At 40.5% G+C, this 17541-nt stretch carries 16 protein-coding genes; 8 read left to right on the top strand and 8 right to left on the bottom strand.

Annotated features, from left to right (window positions below):
* Nucleotides 1-41: 41 nt before the first annotated feature.
* Nucleotides 42-2087 (bottom strand): ATP-dependent DNA helicase RecG, encoded by a 2046-nt coding sequence (gene recG / locus CL42_RS03075; protein WP_035265052.1) that lies wholly within the window; start codon nt 2085-2087, stop codon nt 42-44.
* Between the two features lie 53 nt (nt 2088-2140).
* Between recG and CL42_RS03080 the strand changes: the two genes are divergently transcribed.
* Nucleotides 2141-2938: an NAD-dependent epimerase/dehydratase family protein gene (locus tag CL42_RS03080; protein WP_035265054.1), complete on the top strand. Its 798-nt coding sequence runs from the start codon at nt 2141-2143 to the stop codon at nt 2936-2938.
* 36 nt (nt 2939-2974) lie between these two features.
* Here CL42_RS03080 and plsB read toward each other — a convergent pair whose 3' ends face one another.
* The gene (gene plsB, locus CL42_RS03085) at nt 2975-5548 is read right to left on the bottom strand and encodes a glycerol-3-phosphate 1-O-acyltransferase PlsB (protein WP_035265057.1); all 2574 of its coding nucleotides are present in this window, start codon (nt 5546-5548) and stop codon (nt 2975-2977) included.
* A gap of 301 nt (nt 5549-5849) precedes the next feature.
* Here plsB and CL42_RS03090 point away from each other — a divergent pair, with 301 nt between their 5' ends.
* Nucleotides 5850-6722 carry an acyl-CoA thioesterase gene (locus CL42_RS03090; protein WP_035265059.1) on the top strand — a complete coding sequence of 291 codons (873 nt, stop codon included), beginning with the start codon at nt 5850-5852 and terminating at the stop codon, nt 6720-6722.
* Nucleotides 6723-6890: 168 nt separating this feature from the next.
* The gene (locus CL42_RS03095; RefSeq protein WP_035265062.1) at nt 6891-8144 is read left to right on the top strand and encodes a dicarboxylate/amino acid:cation symporter; all 1254 of its coding nucleotides are present in this window, start codon (nt 6891-6893) and stop codon (nt 8142-8144) included.
* Between the two features lie 56 nt (nt 8145-8200).
* On the opposite strand, the gene CL42_RS03100 is transcribed toward CL42_RS03095, so the two are convergent.
* From CL42_RS03100 to CL42_RS03125, 6 genes are all read right to left on the bottom strand, one after another.
* Complete coding sequence (locus tag CL42_RS03100; RefSeq protein ID WP_035265065.1) at nt 8201-9145, bottom strand: metal-dependent hydrolase; 945 nt, start codon at nt 9143-9145, stop codon at nt 8201-8203.
* A gap of 133 nt (nt 9146-9278) precedes the next feature.
* Complete coding sequence (yihA, locus tag CL42_RS03105) at nt 9279-10133, bottom strand: ribosome biogenesis GTP-binding protein YihA/YsxC (protein WP_035265068.1); 855 nt, start codon at nt 10131-10133, stop codon at nt 9279-9281.
* Between the two features lie 86 nt (nt 10134-10219).
* Entirely contained in the window at nt 10220-10666 is a 447-nt protein-coding gene (locus tag CL42_RS03110) for an RrF2 family transcriptional regulator (RefSeq protein WP_035265081.1), read from the bottom strand.
* 106 nt (nt 10667-10772) lie between these two features.
* Nucleotides 10773-11534 (bottom strand): globin domain-containing protein, encoded by a 762-nt coding sequence (locus CL42_RS03115; RefSeq protein WP_035265083.1) that lies wholly within the window; start codon nt 11532-11534, stop codon nt 10773-10775.
* A gap of 149 nt (nt 11535-11683) precedes the next feature.
* Nucleotides 11684-13234 (bottom strand): helicase HerA-like domain-containing protein, encoded by a 1551-nt coding sequence (locus CL42_RS03120; protein ID WP_035265085.1) that lies wholly within the window; start codon nt 13232-13234, stop codon nt 11684-11686.
* Nucleotides 13235-13246: 12 nt separating this feature from the next.
* Nucleotides 13247-14449, bottom strand: a complete 1203-nt coding sequence (locus tag CL42_RS03125; RefSeq protein WP_035265087.1) for a PLP-dependent transferase — start codon at nt 14447-14449, stop codon at nt 13247-13249.
* A 152-nt stretch (nt 14450-14601) separates the two neighbouring features.
* On the opposite strand from CL42_RS03125, the gene CL42_RS03130 reads away from it, so the two are divergent.
* The 5 genes from CL42_RS03130 to rplW all read left to right on the top strand — a co-directional run bounded on the left by CL42_RS03130 (nt 14602) and on the right by rplW (nt 17536).
* Nucleotides 14602-15360: a type 1 glutamine amidotransferase gene (locus CL42_RS03130; RefSeq protein ID WP_035265089.1), complete on the top strand. Its 759-nt coding sequence runs from the start codon at nt 14602-14604 to the stop codon at nt 15358-15360.
* A gap of 235 nt (nt 15361-15595) precedes the next feature.
* Nucleotides 15596-15907: a 30S ribosomal protein S10 gene (gene rpsJ, locus CL42_RS03135; RefSeq protein WP_004725677.1), complete on the top strand. Its 312-nt coding sequence runs from the start codon at nt 15596-15598 to the stop codon at nt 15905-15907.
* 59 nt (nt 15908-15966) lie between these two features.
* Nucleotides 15967-16605, top strand: coding sequence for a 50S ribosomal protein L3 (gene rplC, locus CL42_RS03140; protein ID WP_035265091.1), 639 nt, complete (start codon nt 15967-15969; stop codon nt 16603-16605).
* A gap of 11 nt (nt 16606-16616) precedes the next feature.
* On the top strand, nt 16617-17219 hold the full coding sequence (gene rplD / locus CL42_RS03145; RefSeq protein ID WP_035265093.1) for a 50S ribosomal protein L4: 603 nt from the start codon (nt 16617-16619) through the stop codon (nt 17217-17219).
* A complete protein-coding gene (rplW, locus tag CL42_RS03150) occupies nt 17216-17536 on the top strand; it encodes a 50S ribosomal protein L23 (RefSeq protein ID WP_035265097.1) in 321 nt (106 codons plus the stop codon). Before rplD ends, rplW begins: the two co-directional genes overlap by 4 nt.
* Nucleotides 17537-17541: the final 5 nt, after the last annotated feature.

Raw genomic sequence — 17541 nt, forward strand, 5'->3', positions numbered from 1 at the left:
GTACCTATGATTATAACTGAGCTCGTTGATTAAGGAACATATTAAACATACGCATATCTAGGTGCTTCTGGTAACCATCGTTTAAGAAGAGCATCCGCTTGATGTGGGTAATCTTTTAAAATTTGAGTCGCGACATAGTGCGCTTGAGTTAACAGATGGTCATCACGTTCCAATTTAGCCACGCGAAAGCCCATGTCTCCAGTTTGTTTCGTTCCTAACAGTTCGCCTGGGCCACGGATTTCCAAATCTTTTTCTGCTATTAAAAAGCCATCATTGGTTTCACGCATAATGCGTAAACGCTCTTGTCCATTCTGCGATAAAGGACTTTTATACAATAATGCGCAAAAACTTGCTTTAGCACCTCGACCCACACGCCCCCTTAATTGATGTAGTTGAGATAGACCCAGTCGCTCCGCATTTTCAATGACCATGATGGATGCATTTGGTACATCCACTCCAACTTCGATCACGGTTGTTGCGATCAGTAGTTGTAATTGATTGTCTTTGAACTGTTGCATGACAGCTTGTTTTTCATCAGCTTTCATTTTGCCATGAACCAAACCAATATTGAGGTGCGGAAAGCGTTCTTTAATCTCCTGATAAGTCGCTTCAGCAGCTTGGGCATCTAACGTCTCTGATTGTTCCACTAATGTACAGACCCAATAAGCCTGCTTACCTTCAGCGCAGTTTGTCGCAATACGCTGCAGGACCTCTTCACGACGATCGAGTGGAATAGTGACTGTTTGGATTGGAGTACGCCCTGGGGGTAACTCATCAATCACAGAAGTATCTAAATCGCCGTACGCTGACATTGCTAACGTACGTGGGATAGGCGTGGCGGTCATTACTAACTGATGTGGTGTCGTATCCTGTACCCCTTTATTTCGTAATGCTAGACGCTGGTCAACTCCAAACCGATGCTGTTCATCAATGATGACAAGACCCAATTTATGAAACTGGACGTTATCCTGAAATAGTGCATGAGTGCCGACGACCAATTGGGCAGAGCCTTCTCTAATCTGCTGTTCTGCAGCAGCGCGTGCTTTCCCTTTTTGTTTGCCTGATAACCAAGAAACTTGGATGCCGAGTGGTTCGAACCATTTTTTAAAATTTAAATAATGTTGTTCTGCGAGGATTTCAGTCGGTGCCATAAGAGCAACTTGCCATCCCTCTTCGAGTGGATGACATGCCGCAATGCCTGCTACTAAGGTTTTGCCTGCACCTACATCACCTTGCACTAGTCTGAGCATCGGTTTGTTTTGTTTAAGATCTTTCACAATTTCATTTGAAACACGTTTTTGAGCATTCGTCATTTCAAAGGGAAGTATGGAGAGAAGTTGTTTGGCAAATGTTCGACTGGCTGAAAATGCAGGTGCGGAGATCTGCTGAATGTATGCACGACGAGTCAATAAACTAATTTGATGACTGACTAATTCTTCAAAGATGAGACGTTGCTGCGCAGGATGCTGTCCTTCAGCCAGTTGCAACATATTGGCATCGGTGGGAGGGTGATGAATATATTCTAGTGCTTCTTTTAAAGCATACCCATTGGTAAATTTTGCAGGAATCAGTTCTGGTAAATCATGGGCATGTTGTGCTAAAGCTTGTTTAATATATTCGCGCAGTTTAGGTTGAGTGAGTCCTTCCGTTGATGGGTAAATTGCGGTTAGCTGCGTTTTTGGAAGTGGTGTATGCTCCGTAATCAATTGAATTTCTGGGTGATACATTTCTAGGCCACGAGCACCTACTCGGACTTCACCAAACACTCTTAAACGATTTCCAGGTTTTGCGCGATCCATCAATGCTTTATAAATATGATAAAAACGTAAGGTGACTTTTCCAAAATCATCTTGTAATAATATTGCCATGGATTTGCGTTTACCGGGCGGCATATCCATTGATGCGACAGTGCCTTCAAGTAAATAGCTTCGACCTACTTGAAGGTGATTCATGTGCACAATAGTACTGCGATCTTCATAATCTCGAGGCAGATGAAACAAAAGATCATCCGTATTCCAGATATTTAATTTTTCGAGTAAAGCGGCAGCGGCGTTTCCTACACCTTGCAACTGATGGACTGCAGTCATGTCCCCTCAACTTTGCTTAAATTGAATTTATAACACTAGAGAATAGGTCTTACATGCATATTCTATTTATCGGTTATGGTAAAACATCGCAACATGTTGCTAAACAATTATTTCAACAAGGACATCAAATTACCACAGTCAGTTTAAGCAGGAAAGATCAAGCAGGTGCTATGCATCTTCAACAAGATATACACCAACTTGATTTATCGAAATTGTCGCCTATTGATGCAGTATACGTGTTGATTGCACCCAAAGACCCATCACTAAACGGGTATAAAGCAGCTTTCATAGATGCGATTCCACATATGAGAAATCAGCTGGCACTGCATCCTATCCAAAAGATTATTGTTGTCTCATCGACACGCGTTTACGGACAAGATCAAGGGGAGGAGATTGATGACCAAACAGAGATCAATCCGCAAGATGAGAAAGCATTAGTGTTAGCCACAATGGAGAAGCTTTGGCAAGAAGCCTTTCCACAGCAATGTATCATTGTGAGACCCACTGGTATTTATGGCGTATCCGTGAAGAGAATGATGCAGCTTGCTCAAAATACAATGGACTATCCCAATGTGCATTGGTCGAATCGAATTCATATCGAAGATTTAGCGGGTTTTCTTGTCCATTTACTTCACGTGGAACATCCAGAAAAAACTTATATTTGTAGTAATAATCAACCCATTCCATTACATGAAATTATTCTGTGGTTCCAAAAGCAGTTAAACATCCCTTCATTAAAATTATTGAGTGAGGCACAGCGTGGAAAGAAAATTTATGCCTCTCGAATGTTAAGCACTGGTTTTAAATTGAAACATGCTCAATTTTTTAAGGATTATCGAGAACTCATTTAGGCATAAAAAAACCCTCACTGGGGAGGGTTTTAGATACTATTTTTTCTTGCGTTTTAAGCGTTTTTTGGCTTGTTGATCAGCAACTGCATCCAAAGCTTCTTTGAGCTCTTCATCGTTAAATGAAGTGATATGTTGCAACATTTGTAAGGTTACATCATCTAGTACCAAGTTGGCATATTGAGCAACCTCTTTGAATTGTGCATCAAAGACTATTGCGCCTTCTTCGTTATTACTGATATAGCCTTGTTGAGTCAGAACTTTGATAAAACTTTGGAAGAGCGCTTTATCAAAGAATTCAGGTGAGTTGAACTCATAAAGTACAGATAAACGCTGACCTAATAGATGGCTTAAATCTTCGACCTGCTTGGTCGTAATATTTCCAGAGCCACGTTGAGTAATTAGGGCAAGTGTCATGTAGTAGCGTTCAATACTTTGCTTCACTGGAGCAGCAAGCACGACTAACTGATTGTGTTGTTCAGAGTTAGGTGCAGGGCTACATAAATTTCCATGTTCATCAATCGTAATCAACTGTGCTTCTACCAGACCTTGAACATAGTTACAGATCTGTTCTTTAAGCTCATCCGTATTCCACTTAAGGAAAAGTTCAGCTTTCAAGAATGGATAAAGTGTACGAATGACATTAATCAAATCGCCCTGTGAAATTTTACCATTGTGCTCGACCATCGCAGCAATCAGTGATGGCAAGACATAAGCATGCAAAATATTATTGCGGAAATATGTCAGTAATACTGCTTGACCATCTTCAATCGCAATAATATCGCCAAGGACATGTTTTACACGCTTAATCAACTTGAGTTTTAAACCATAAGCAATGATTTCTTTACCAGACAGTGGTGTGATTTGAACTCGATGATCATAAGGTAAAGCTGTTAGAAGATTTCGATAGGTATCTAACTGTTTAATACAAATCTCTTCATCAAGCGTGTGCTTGGAAGTCGATAAAAGAATAAGTGACAATAACGAAACTGGGTTGATAACAGCAGCACGGTTAATATTTTCAAGAATTGCATTTGCTGAGGTGTTGACTGCATCAGAAACTTCTTGAGGAATCGGGTCATCATTCTTCTCAATTTTGATATGTTCAGCACCATGCTGTTTCAAAATCTCATCAAGGAAGACGGGTTCACCAAAGTTTACGTGTACTTTACCGAAGATGCGTTCAATCTTTCTTAAGGTTTGTAAAATACCAAAGATAGATTCGGCCTCTTTAGGCTTACCATTCATTTCACCGACGTAAGTTGCACCTTCCATCAGGCGTTCATAACCAAAATAGGTCGGGACAAATACAATAGGTTTAGCACGACCACGCAAATGACTATGCACAGTCATTGCCAACATACCTGTTTTCGGCGGTAATAAACGTCCAGTACGTGAACGTCCACCTTCAATAAAGTATTCTAATGGCGTGTTTCGCGATAGGATACTGTATAGATATTCTTTGAATACAGTGGTGTATAACGCATTTCCACGGAAGGTTCGACGTATAAAAAATGCACCGCCACCACGTAAAAGCTGACCAACGAATGGCATATTCAGGTTATCACCTGCAGCAATGTACGGTACCATCATCCCACGCTTATAAATCACATAAGAGAGTAATAGGTAGTCAATATGGCTACGATGACAAGGTGTATAAATAATTTCGTAGTCTTTCGCTAATTCACGAACTGTATTGAAATTATGTACTTCTACGCCGTCATAGAGTTGAGTCCAAAGACGCGTCAGGGCTTGTTCTGCAAAACGTACTGTTGCATGAGAATAGTCTGATGCAATTTCATTCACGTAGCCGATCGCACGGCGCTCAGCTTCAATCAAACTGATTTTAGAGCGAATACTTTCTTTGCGAATTCCGTCCTGAACATCTTGAGATTTAATCAATGATTGCATCACGTTTCGACGATCTGACAAATCTGGACCTAATACAACTTCACGCTGACGATCTAGATAATCATTGAGTTGATTGACGATATATGTTGCAGGAGACAAGTTTGGATGTGTTACACGTGCGTAATCTACCAATTCGCGCAGTGATTTTGGTTCATGAAATTCAAGAAAAGATTGGCGACCATGTAAACCAATATTCATCAGTTGTTTAACAGTACTTGGCGTTGCCCAAGTGTCCGTAAATAGCAATTTAAATAATGAATCTTCTTTGTCCGGTGAGCGGCCCCACAATACAGTCACAGGTATAAGTTCAATGTCAGTATCTGGATGCTTATCCAATATCTCGATCAATCTGAGGAGACGAGGTGGAAATGCATGGGGTGGCGGATTAAGTAAGTTTGTTTCATCTTGGTGTTGTAAAAATAATACAGCAGCTTTCTCTTTATGGTCCCCGATCATGAGTGGGTCAAGTGCTGGCGCGAGATTTAATCGACGAGTTTCGCCGTCAACCACTAACGCATTACTACGCGAGTAATTTTGTAATACATAGCACACCACTTTTTTGTGAGTCGTATTATTTTCAGTGGGTGGTGTTGAAGGTTGGGTTTCAGTAGGAACCTCTCCAAGAACATGCGGTGTTACTACGAGGTCAAGCAACTTACTGGAAAGTCGACGATACATTTGACCAAAGCCATTCTTGGACATACATACTCCTAGCCAAAGACGAATTTCGCATGACGCGAATGAAGGCAATTATTTTCTTAAATCTGTGATCAAAACAATATGTCATTTTCTAACAAAATGCACAGAATTTGGATGAATTTTCGTTAATAATCGTATTTTTAGCCAAAATATCAAATTTGTTTTATGACAATATAGTCAAGCAAAGTCTAGTTGTTTACTCGGAAATTATGGCAATATAAAGATTGAGTCATTAAATTGGAAAATCTGTTTAAGTTCAACAGGCCCAATTTAATGTCGTAGCAATGAAATATATAGGTCCGATATGAATCAGCTCACGCAAGAACTCGTAGATTTACTCACGCTAGAAAGACTTGAAGAAAACATTTTTAGAGGCAAAAGCCAAAATTTGGTTGGCAAACGTGTCTTTGGTGGGCAAGTTCTAGGTCAAGCGTTACGTGCTGCTTCATATACAACTGATCGCCCTGCACACTCATTGCATGCATATTTCTTATTTGGTGGGGATGTTAATGCACCCATTATTTATGAAGTAGATCGAATCCGTGATGGACGTAGTTTCGTGAGTCGCCAAGTTCGTGCGATTCAACATGGCAAGACGATATTCATGTGTATGGTATCTTTTGCAGACCAAGAAGAGGGTCTCAATTATCAAGTTGCTGAACCAGAATACCCGCCAGTAGATGGGCTAAAATCTGAAGCTGAACTCAAGAAAATGATTGTCGATTTCGTACCAGAGAATGTGCGTGCCAGCTTTATGCGTGATCGTCATGTTGAAATTAAGCCTGTAATGCCAGTCAATCCATTCCAACCACAACCTGAAGCGCCGTCTTACGCGCACTATATTCGTACACACGATCGTTTGGCTGATGATGTAGATGAAAATGCATTACATCAGGCGATCGCTGCTTTTTATTCAGACTTTACTTTGATGACAACTGCACTACGACCACACGGACTCAGTTATATTTCACCGAGTTTACAATGTGCCAGCATTGACCATACCATGTACTTTCATAAACCATTTCGTGTAGATGATTGGATGCTCTATGACATGGAAGCAACGATTAGTGCAAGTTCTAGAGGATTGAACTTTGGACGAATGTGGCAAAATGGACAATTGGTCTGTAGTACAGTGCAAGAAGGTCTAATTCGAATTCGTGAAATCGAAACGCAATAAGATAATTGATCCATGCTTCAAGCCAAATCTTCAGATTTGGCTTTTTAGTTCATATTTGTATTTATAAATTATTCGTTTCGGTTGCAAAGCTAACAAGAAAAAATGATCGATTCTTGAAGTCGCTCATGGCATAGTGCGACTAATAAATCAAAATGAAAAGCACAGGACATGAGTCTAAATACGCAAATTTTAATTGCTGCAATTTTAGGTGTGGCTTTTGGCATCTTGTTAAATGTATTCCCTGATACAGTATTTTTTAACGGAAGTTTATATGGCTTAGGGATTGCCAGTAGTATTTTTATTGGTCTACTTAAACTATTACTGATTCCTCTAATTTTTAGTTCTATTGTTGTCGGAGTTTCCAATCTGCAGACTGGTGGCCAACTTGGTAGAACTTGGAAAATTACCCTTGCTTGTTGTGTCACAACCACAACGTTGGCGCTGATTTTGGGGCTTGCGTGTGCGCATCTTTTTGAGGTCGGGAAAGGTGTAGACATCACTATTTTTCAAGAGACCATGAATCAGCATCAGACGCCTGATACTTTGACGCCCTCGAGTTTTTTTACCAACTTTATCCAAAATACACTAATAAACCCGTTTAAAGCATTTGCTGAAGGTAATGTGTTAGCCGTTGTCGTTTTTGCACTTTTAATTGGGGTGGCTCTCGTTAAAGGTGGTGAAAAATTTAAAACAGTGAAAGCGTTGAGTCAGCAATTTTTTGAAATCATGATGTTGATGATTGGTTGGGTGATGAAGCTCGCACCAATAGGGATTTTTGCGTTACTGGCAAAGTTAATCGCGACGGAGGACCTATCTGTTCTGAGTCGATTAGCAGAATTTGCAGCAGTAGTCACGGGAACGACCATCTTTCATGGCCTAGTTGTTTTGCCTTTGTTGCTCTGGATTTTCGGGAGAATGAATCCAATTACATTTTTTAAGGGAACACGAGCAGCCTTGATTACGGCGTTTGCTACTAGCTCAAGTTCCGTAACCATGCCGCTATCAATGAAGTGTGCTCAGGAAAATTTAGGAGTAAGACCCCAGACTGCAGGATTTGTGATCCCTCTCGGGACACAGTTGAATATGGATGGGACGGCATTGTATGAGGCTGCGGCGGCGCTGTTTATTGCGAATTTAATGGGGCTTGACTTAACGTTAGGACAACAATTGATTGTGTGTGCGACAGCAATGATTGCATCTTTAGGGGCACCAGGTATACCTAGCGCAGGTATGGTTACCATGATTATGGTTTTACAATCAGTTGGACTCCCGGCAGAAGCAATCGCGATATTATTGCCGATTGACCGTTTGTTAGATACCGTTAGAACAGTGGTGAATGTGCAGGGGGATATGATGATTAGTGTTGTTGTAGATCGTTACACGAATCCTGATCATGAACCTATTGAAAAAAATACAGCTTAAAAGATTAGATCAGATATAAAAAAAGCAGGGATCACCCTGCTTTTTTATTGAATACATTATGCAACTTTCAGTGCTGCACGTTCCGCTGCTGGTGACTGATTTAGATAGTTGATCGCATCTTCAGTTTTTGCTTCATGAACAGGGTCATACCAAGGCATTAAATAGCCGAGTTGTTGAGAAACAAGCCAGAATGGGTGAGGAAGTAAACCATTGTCTTTTTGGGCAATTCGTGCCCATTCACGCCAAATCCAAGGTTTGTAAACAGCTGGTTTAATTGATTTAAAGCGAGGGTCTTGACCCATAATATGAGCAGCACCATCAACCCATAAACCTAATACAGCAGCAATCACAACTACACTTTGATAATAGCGAGAAATATAACCACCGCCAAGATGACGATATAAGTCAAATGCAACGGTACGGTGTTCAATTTCCTCAGCACCATGCCATTTTACGAGATCGAGCATATTGGCATCAGCACCCAATTCTCCCCATTTTTTGTTGTACAAGGCATATTTGCCGAGGACACAAGTCATATGTTCAACAGTAGCAATAATACCTAATCTAAATAAATCCCACTGATGATCTAAGGCTTTTGGGACGTTTAGACCTAAAGGTTTATCCGCTAAAAGTTTTCCAAAAAGAAAGTCCATGATATCGAGGTTACGTTGAATATCGATATGACGTGCGCTGAGATATTCTTTATTTGCTGAATTATGTGCTTGAGCGTGCATCGCTTCTTGGCGAATAAAAGCTTTCACATCTTCTGCAAGTTTTTCATCAGTAATTTTGGGTAATACTTTGTTGTACAGACGACAAAACCAAAATTCGCCTGCTGGTAAGATATTGTTAATTTCATTGATAAAATAACTAACGAAAGGCTGATTTGGAACCCAATCTACTGGTGTATCCGCCCACTCAAATTTAACTTTACGAGGTTTGATGTGATACTCAATAGAAGATCCAATCTTACTATTTCTTAATCGAGACAATAATTTCATCACACTTTCCTGAATTTTTGTTGTGATTATCATTTTTCAGTATAAAAAAATGCCCTCAAATAACCTTAGCATTTGAGGACATTGATGTATCAATTAGTGAATGTAATGATTTAACCATTCAGTAGGGTAGATACTATTCGGCTTTGTTGGATTCTAGTTCGGTTGTTTCGCTTGGTGATTCATCATCTTGTTGAATATCATGATCAAAATCTTCATCGATGTCTGATTCACTTACTTCAGGAATTGCACTTAGATCAAATCCGTTAGGTTGCTCAAGCGTAAAATTTAAACGACCAGCAATAACGCTTGCGAGTTCTTCAAGACCTTGCTTATTGAGGGATGAGAACAATTGGATAGAGAAGTTAAGCTTCATTTTCTTTAATTGAGCTTTGACTTCTTGCAATGCTTTAGAAGCTGGACCACGATTTAACTTATCTGATTTTGTTAATAAAACATGGACAAATAATTTACGTGAATAAGCCCATTCTAACATCATGACATCGAAATGTTGTAAAGGGTGTCGTATGTCCATTAACAATACAAGCCCTTGTAAACTTTCACGATGAATGAGGTAGTTTTCAAGCTCTTTTTGCCAAACGATTTTCATGCTTTCAGGTACAGCAGCATAGCCATATCCAGGAAGATCAACTAATCTTTGTTCGGCATTGCCCATGCTAAAAAAGTTAATCATTTGTGTGCGACCAGGTTTTTTAGACGCACGTGCAAGTTGTTTTTGATTAGTTAATGCATTAATCGCACTCGATTTACCAGCATTCGAACGACCTGCAAAAGCAATCTCATAACCTGTGTCTTCTACACATAAATTCAGTTTTGGTGCACTCATTAAGAATTCGGCTTTGCGCAACCAGTTGAGCGCTTGAACCGAATATTCAGTAATCGCTGGATCGGCTTTTTTCTCATAGCTGATCTTTTGCTTTGGGGCATTTGACGCCTTACTGTTTTTCGACTTTCCTCTGCTGTGATGCATAGCTCAACTTCAATAACTCAATTTACAATCAGCTATTATAAAGGAAGTCGCGCATGCAAGCGAATACTCAATCGAATTGAGTCAATCTATGGTGTAACTTGAATGAAAGGAATGGGTGAATCTGAATTGAATTTTATACCTGAGGTGGGTATAACATCCTTCAGTTTAAATTGATCTAAATGCTGATAAAACTGTTGGACTGCATGATCTAAAATGCCTTTCAAGCCACAGTCACTTCTTAATACGCATGGCGGGTTATGACACTCTACAATTTGCTGATCGCCTTGAAGTGTTCTCACTAAAGTCCCTAATGAGATATTCAAAGTTTGAGGGGCTAGACGTATACCGCCACCTTTGCCTCGACTGGTCATTAGCCAATTTTGTTTTGCCATAAAGTGAACGATTTTCATGGCATGGTTTTCTGAGACCTGCAATTGGTTTGCCAGTTCTGCAATGGTATAAGGCAAGTCGCGAGGTTGTGCGACATACATCAATATACGCAGCGCATAGTCGGTAAATTTATTCAGTTGCATAGATCATCATAAAAGATAGCTTATTTCCATCTTAACATTGAAAGCCCCGTGAACGGAGCTTTCAATGATCTCTTAAAATCTTATTTCGGTTAAAGATTTAGATGAATTAATTTTTTAGTGGTGTAGATACCTCAACCACATCACCTACTTGATAGTGGTTTAATAAGATATTTGCCACAGAATATTCAGTTGCTTCATCTACCGCTTTTACTGTGATTTGATACTGATCAGCTTGTGCAACATCAAAGCTAAATTGTTGTGGTTGGCGCATCTCTTGCCCCGGTACTTGGACTCGCACCGAAATATATTCACCTGCTTCAGCCGTCGCAATGGTGTGACCGTCTTTGGCAGCTAAAGTGAAGGTTTTGGTGTTAGCTTCAGCTTCAATCGCTGTAATTTTAAATTCACGCCAGCCAGCCCAACCACCATTTTGTGCAGTCAAAGCTTCATATTTTGATTTTTCGACACCAATTAAAATGTCTGCCAATTGCATATACGCGGCTTTCCAAGCAGCAATCAGATCAGAGTCCATTGGCACATCTAATACTTCGCTGATTGAATGCAGAAGGTTTTCACCCACAATCGAGTATTGATCCGCTTGAATGTCTAAACTTACGTGTTTAGTGGTAATTCGCTCAATCGCTTTTGCCAAAACTGTAGGATTTTCAATATTTTCAGCATATGCCAAAACAGCAGCAGCTAAAGCACGTGGCTGACGACCAGTACTTTGATGATCCATGTTAAATGTATTTTTTAACTCGGGGTTGTTGTTCAGCATGCGATTATAGAAATAGGTCGTAAGGGCAACACCATTCTCACGCAGAACGGGAACAGTCGCTTTTACAAGTTCAATATGTTGTGGCGTCATGAGCTTCAACTTTGGCTTTATTAAAAGATATATTTAAAATACATCTTTTAGGGTCGAGCTGCAATATGACTTGCATAGAAAACCTTAAAATAATTATGGGATATTAAAATATCCCATAATGAAGTTAAAAATGATGGGTAAAGGGAGGGCTATTTTTTTCCAAATAATGAGCCCAGTAGACCGCGTACGATTTTTTTCCCAGTGCTTCCGCCGAGGCTTCGTGCAGCACTTTTAGCAAACGTACCGACAATATCTTGGGTGAGTTTTTCGCGTTGTTTGGCTGCACGTTCTGCTTCTTTTTGTTGTTCACGGGCAAGGAGTTCTTGCTCTTTAGCAATTTGCTTCGCGTAGGCCTCTTGTTCCTTAGCTTGTTGTTTTGCTAACGCTTCTTGTTCGGCTTGTTGTTGACGCTGAACTACTTTGTTTTGCAGTATTTCAAAAGCACTTTCTCGATCAAGTACTTGCTCATAAACACCCGCAACCACACTGTTTGTCATGAGAGTCTTACGCTCTTCAAGCGTGATAGGTGTAAAAGATGAATATGGGGGCATAACCCAACCGCGTTCAACCATTTGTGGCGTGCCTTTCTCATCTAGACAGCTAATTAGCGCTTCACCAACTGCCAACTCCGTAATGGCGTCCTGTACTTTGAATGCAGGATTGGGTCTAAAAGTATCAGCTGCAGTTTTTACTGCTTTTTGATCTTTTGGTGTGAAGGCGCGAAGTGCATGCTGAACACGGTTGCCCAGTTGTCCTAAAACACTTTCAGGTAAATCCAGCGGATTTTGGGTGACAAAATAAATACCTACTCCCTTAGAGCGGATTAAGCGTACCACTTGTTCGATCTTTTCTTGCAAACCAGAGCTGGCATTGTCAAACAGTAAATGAGCTTCATCGAAGAAAAATACCAATTTCGGTTTATCCATATCACCGACTTCAGGTAATTGTTCAAACAGTTCGGAAAGCATCCACAGTAAGAAAGTAGCATAAAGCTTTGGTGTGTTCATTAATTTATCGGCAGCGAGCAAATTAATATTGCCGTGACCTTGTGCATCGGTTTGGATAAAATCCATGAGGTCTAATGCAGGCTCACCAAAAAATTGATCACCGCCTTGATCGGACAGTGCTAGCAAATTACGTTGGATTGCACCCAAGCTGGCAGGAGAAAGATTGCCGTATTCTGCTTTAAAGTCAGCTGCATGCTCAGTCACATAAGTGATCATCGCCTTGAGGTCTTTAAAGTCGATCAGTAATAAACCTTGATCATCCGCAATGCGGAAAATCGCAGAAAGCACACCTTCTTGGGTATCATTCAAATTCAGCATTCGGGCTAAAAGCAATGGACCAATTTCTGATACTGTAGTCCGAATCGGATGACCTTGTTCGCCAAATAAATCCCAAAAGACCACAGGTGATGCGCTAAATGGGATTGATTCAATATTGAGGCTCTTGATGCGTTCATCAAATTTTGAATTGCTTTCACCTGCTTTGGCAAGGCTCGAGACATCACCTTTTGCATCAGCTAAAAATACCGGCACACCAATACGAGAAAAGTTTTCTGCCAAGACCTTTAAAGTGACTGTTTTGCCTGTTCCTGTTGCGCCGGCAATCAAGCCATGTCGGTTTGCCAGTTGCGAATGTAAAACAATCTCTTGGGATGTATCTGAGGTTTTTTTTGCGATGACAATTGGTGTGCCCATAATTATTCCTTTTTATTCGATCTTTTGTTGTTGCATTATTTTGAGTGCTTGTTGAATATCTTCTATCAAATCGTGAGGATGTTCCAGTCCTATACAAAAACGAACCAATATTCCTTCTTGTAAATGTGTATGTGCAAGCTCACGCATTTGATCAATTTGATAGAGCATTACTAAACTCACTGGGCCACCCCAGCTAAAACCTAATTTAAACAGGTGGAGAGCATCACAAAAATTGCGTATATCTTGAAGATTATATTTTTTATCAAAAATTACGCTGATTAAACCTGCGCTTAATTCTGATATGCAAACTTCCTTCCAAAAAGTATGGCCTGCAGATTTTGGATTGGCAGGGTGCAATACTTGTGCAAACTCATTTTGCTGTAGAAGCCAGCTTAATAAAGTTAGCGCTGATTTAGATTGGTGCGTATAACGGAGTTCCATTGAGGATAGGCTGCGCTGAATCTGTGCGGTGTCATCGCCTGATATAGAAATCCCTTGAATTGCATGCATGCGAAATAGCTTGTGGTATAAATCCTTGTTTTTTGTTACGACACTCCCCATGAGAATGTCACCACCACCGCTTGGATATTTGGTGAGTGCATGGACGGTGATATCGACTGCTAAGTGTTCTGTACCAAAATCAAAAGCATTAAAAGCTAGACCCGCTCCCCAAGTATTATCAAGTGCGGTAAGGATCTTATGCGTTTGAGCTTTTTTGACCAGATTCGTTAAATCTGGAAATTCGAGTGTTACAGATCCTGCAGCCTCTAACCAAATTAACTTAGCTTTATCACTGGGTTTAAAGCTCTCAACATCAATTGGGTTATAGACCTTAACGGCAATACCATAACGTGATTCTAGGTTTCGCAAATGCTCCATATTTGGACTGTAAATATTGTCCGCGACCCAAACTTCATCACCATGTGCTAAAAAACAAGAATTCACCAAGTTGATTGCAGAGAGTCCGCTTGGTGCAAGTAGACAGTATTCTCCGCCTTCTAATTGTGCAATATTGTCGCCTAGCGTAAACGTGGTAGGGGTGCCATGTGTTCCGTAACTATAGTCATAAGCATCGGTCCAATGGCGATTGAAAAGAGCATCGGTATTTTCAAAAATAATCGTTGATGCACGATAAATAGGGGGTTGAATACTATTTAAAAGTTGAGGTGCTTTTCTAGGGCTATGTATGAGTTGAGTTTGCGTATTTATTTTCACAATTTACCTGTATAAACCGTCATTTTATAACTAACAAAACATACTACTAAAAAACTGCATAGCTGTGCTTTGTTTAAAATTATTTAACAACCTATAGGTTGGCTTCATTTTTGCAACTGCTAGTGCAATATAAGAAAAGTTCGGGTTGGAAAATGAAGCCATTAAAAGTGCATTACTTTCAGCATATTGCTGGTGAAGGGTTCGGAAGTTGTTATGAATATTTAAAATCAATTGGAGCACAAATTAGTGCTACGGAGTTTTTTGCATTACCTGTTGAGATGGCATTAGAAATCGAGGCGTTACCAGCAATTGAAGATATTGATTTACTAATCATCATGGGTGGAGCAATGAGTGTAAATGATGAGGCAAATTATCCATGGCTAAAAATAGAAAAAAGATGGATCCGTCGATATTTATCACTAGGCAAGCCTGCAATTGGTTTGTGTCTCGGAGGTCAGCTTATAGCCAATGCTTTGGGAGCAAGTGTACGTTTAAATGAACAACAAGAGTTAGGTTGGACTAATGTCTTCAGAACTCAACATGGTTTATCAGATTACTTTGAAATACCTAAAGAATTGGAAATAATGCAATGGCACAGTGAGACTTTTGAGATTCCTAAAGGAGGCGTCAGACTGGCTGAAAATAATGTGTGTGCAAATCAAATGTACCAAATTGGAAAGAATGTGCTGGGTTTTCAGTTTCATCCAGAAATAACGCCGAAAGTTTTACAAATGTATATTGAGAATGAAGAGCATGAGAAGGTATTTTCTGGCGCTTATGTACAATCTTTAGATACCTTAAAACAAACAAAAAAAACGAGGTTCCAAAAAGGGAATGAATTGCTGATCGATGCAATTAATTATGTATTGGGGTTCGGGCAGGGTGTACAAAAGAAAGCCGCCAACGCTTAACCGTAAATTGAGAAAAAATGATAAATAGGTTTGCTTAACAGTTAAACAATCGTTATAATGGGCGACCCTTTGATATTAAGGGCTAAACAACGTTGATTGTTGTTTAGATCGTTACAGTCGTGGCATCGATCACGACCTTAGTGATTTTCACTGCCTCTGACACTTGCCTTGTTTTCGGACAGGGGGAGATGCGTCATGGGTGATTCTTTATATATTTGGCTTGGAGTTTACTGGTATGTCTAACCAGAGAATCCGTATCCGTTTGAAGTCTTTTGATCACCGTTTAATTGATCAATCTTCTCAAGAGATCGTAGAAACAGCAAAACGTACTGGCGCACAAGTTTGTGGTCCAATCCCGATGCCAACTCGCATCGAGCGTTTTAACGTTCTAACTTCACCGCACGTTAACAAAGACGCGCGTGATCAGTATGAAATCCGCACTTACAAGCGTTTGATCGACATCGTTCAACCTACAGACAAAACTGTAGATGCATTGATGAAATTAGATCTTGCAGCTGGTGTAGACGTTCAGATCGCATTGGGTTAAGGCTTTCGGTTAATTAACACTCTAAGTTAATTAAGCCGCTTTTTTAGAGGTTTATGCACATGGCTATTGGTTTAGTCGGTCGCAAGTGCGGTATGACACGTATCTTTACAGATGCTGGTGTTTCTGTACCTGTTACAGTGATTGAGGTTGATCCTAACCGCATCACTCAAATCAAAACGCTTGAAACTGATGGTTATCAAGCGATTCAAATCACTACTGGTGAACGTCGCGAATCTCGCGTTACTAATGCTCAGAAAGGTCACTTCGCTAAAGCGGGTGTTGCTGCTGGTCGTTTAGTTCAAGAGTTCCGTGTTACAGAAGCTGATCTTGAAGGTCGTGAAGTTGGCGGAACTATCGGTGTAGATTTGTTCACAGTGGGTCAAATCGTTGACGTAACTGGTCAGTCTAAAGGTAAAGGTTTCCAAGGTGGTGTTAAGCGTTGGAACTTCCGTACTCAAGACGCTACTCACGGTAACTCTGTTTCTCACCGTGTTCTAGGTTCTACAGGTCAAAACCAGACTCCTGGTCGCGTATTCAAAGGCAAAAAAATGGCTGGCCATTTAGGTGCTGAACGCGTAACTACACAGGGTCTTGAAATCGTTGCTATCGATACAGAGCGTTCAGTTCTTGTAGTTAAAGGCGCGGTTCCTGGTGCTACCGGTGGTGACGTAACTGTTCGTCCTACTATCAAGGCTTGAGGGGAAATAACGTGAATTTAAATACTGTTTCCGGCTCTGCTGTTGAATTATCAGAAGTTGCGTTCGGTCGTGAATTCAATGAAGCTCTTGTACACCAAGTTGTTACAGCTTATTTAGCTGGTGGTCGTCAAGGTTCAAAAGCTCAGAAATCACGTGCAGACGTTTCTGGCGGTGGTAAAAAACCATTCCGTCAAAAAGGTACTGGTCGCGCTCGTGCTGGTTCTATTCGTAGCCCAATCTGGGTTGGCGGTGGTAAAACTTTTGCTGCTCGTCCACAAGACTGGTCTCAAAAAGTAAACCGTAAAATGTATCGCGGTGCTATGCAATGCATCCTAGCTGAACTTGTTCGTCAAGATCGCTTAGTTTTAGTTGAAGAGTTTGCTGTAGCTGCTCCAAAAACTAAAGAATTGCTTGCAAAACTTAACGACTTGAATGCTACTCGTGCATTAATCGTTACTGATGCTGTTGATGAGAACTTGTATCTAGCTGCTCGTAACCTTCCACACGTTGATGTGGTTGATGCTGCTGCTATCGATCCTGTTAGCTTGATCGCGTTCGATAAAGTTGTTATGTCTGTAGCTGCTGCTAAGAAAATTGAGGTAGAACTCGGATGAACAACGAACGTATCTATCAAGTCCTAAAAGGACCTGTATTCTCAGAAAAAGCACAAGTTTTAGGTGAAACTGCTGGTGTTCAAGTGTTTAAAGTTGCTATCGATGCAAACAAACTTGAAATCAAAAAAGCAGTTGAACAATTATTTGGTGTAGAAGTTGTTAAAGTTAACACGACTATCACTAAAGGTAAGACTAAACGCTTTGGTAAAACTATCGGACGTCGTTCTGATGTTAAAAAAGCATACGTCACCCTGAAAGCTGGCCAAGATGTAGAAATGGCTGACTTGGGCGATACCGCTGAAAGCACAGCGGAATAAGGACG

This window comes from Acinetobacter sp. Ver3 (genome assembly GCF_000632455.1).
Taxonomy (GTDB): domain Bacteria; phylum Pseudomonadota; class Gammaproteobacteria; order Pseudomonadales; family Moraxellaceae; genus Acinetobacter.

Bases quoted from the DNA above. Each gene is read 5' to 3' on its own strand.
- recG (WP_035265052.1), bottom strand. From the start codon at position 2,087: ATGACTGCAGTCCATCAGTTGCAAGGTGTAGGAAACGCCGCTGCCGCT.
- CL42_RS03080 (WP_035265054.1), top strand. From the start codon at position 2,141: ATGCATATTCTATTTATCGGTTATGGTAAAACATCGCAACATGTTGCT.
- plsB (WP_035265057.1), bottom strand. From the start codon at position 5,548: ATGTCCAAGAATGGCTTTGGTCAAATGTATCGTCGACTTTCCAGTAAG.
- CL42_RS03090 (WP_035265059.1), top strand. From the start codon at position 5,850: ATGAATCAGCTCACGCAAGAACTCGTAGATTTACTCACGCTAGAAAGA.
- CL42_RS03095 (WP_035265062.1), top strand. From the start codon at position 6,891: ATGAGTCTAAATACGCAAATTTTAATTGCTGCAATTTTAGGTGTGGCT.
- CL42_RS03100 (WP_035265065.1), bottom strand. From the start codon at position 9,145: ATGAAATTATTGTCTCGATTAAGAAATAGTAAGATTGGATCTTCTATT.
- yihA (WP_035265068.1), bottom strand. From the start codon at position 10,133: ATGCATCACAGCAGAGGAAAGTCGAAAAACAGTAAGGCGTCAAATGCC.
- CL42_RS03110 (WP_035265081.1), bottom strand. From the start codon at position 10,666: ATGCAACTGAATAAATTTACCGACTATGCGCTGCGTATATTGATGTAT.
- CL42_RS03115 (WP_035265083.1), bottom strand. From the start codon at position 11,534: ATGACGCCACAACATATTGAACTTGTAAAAGCGACTGTTCCCGTTCTG.
- CL42_RS03120 (WP_035265085.1), bottom strand. From the start codon at position 13,234: ATGGGCACACCAATTGTCATCGCAAAAAAAACCTCAGATACATCCCAA.
- CL42_RS03130 (WP_035265089.1), top strand. From the start codon at position 14,602: ATGAAGCCATTAAAAGTGCATTACTTTCAGCATATTGCTGGTGAAGGG.
- rpsJ (WP_004725677.1), top strand. From the start codon at position 15,596: ATGTCTAACCAGAGAATCCGTATCCGTTTGAAGTCTTTTGATCACCGT.
- rplC (WP_035265091.1), top strand. From the start codon at position 15,967: ATGGCTATTGGTTTAGTCGGTCGCAAGTGCGGTATGACACGTATCTTT.
- rplW (WP_035265097.1), top strand. From the start codon at position 17,216: ATGAACAACGAACGTATCTATCAAGTCCTAAAAGGACCTGTATTCTCA.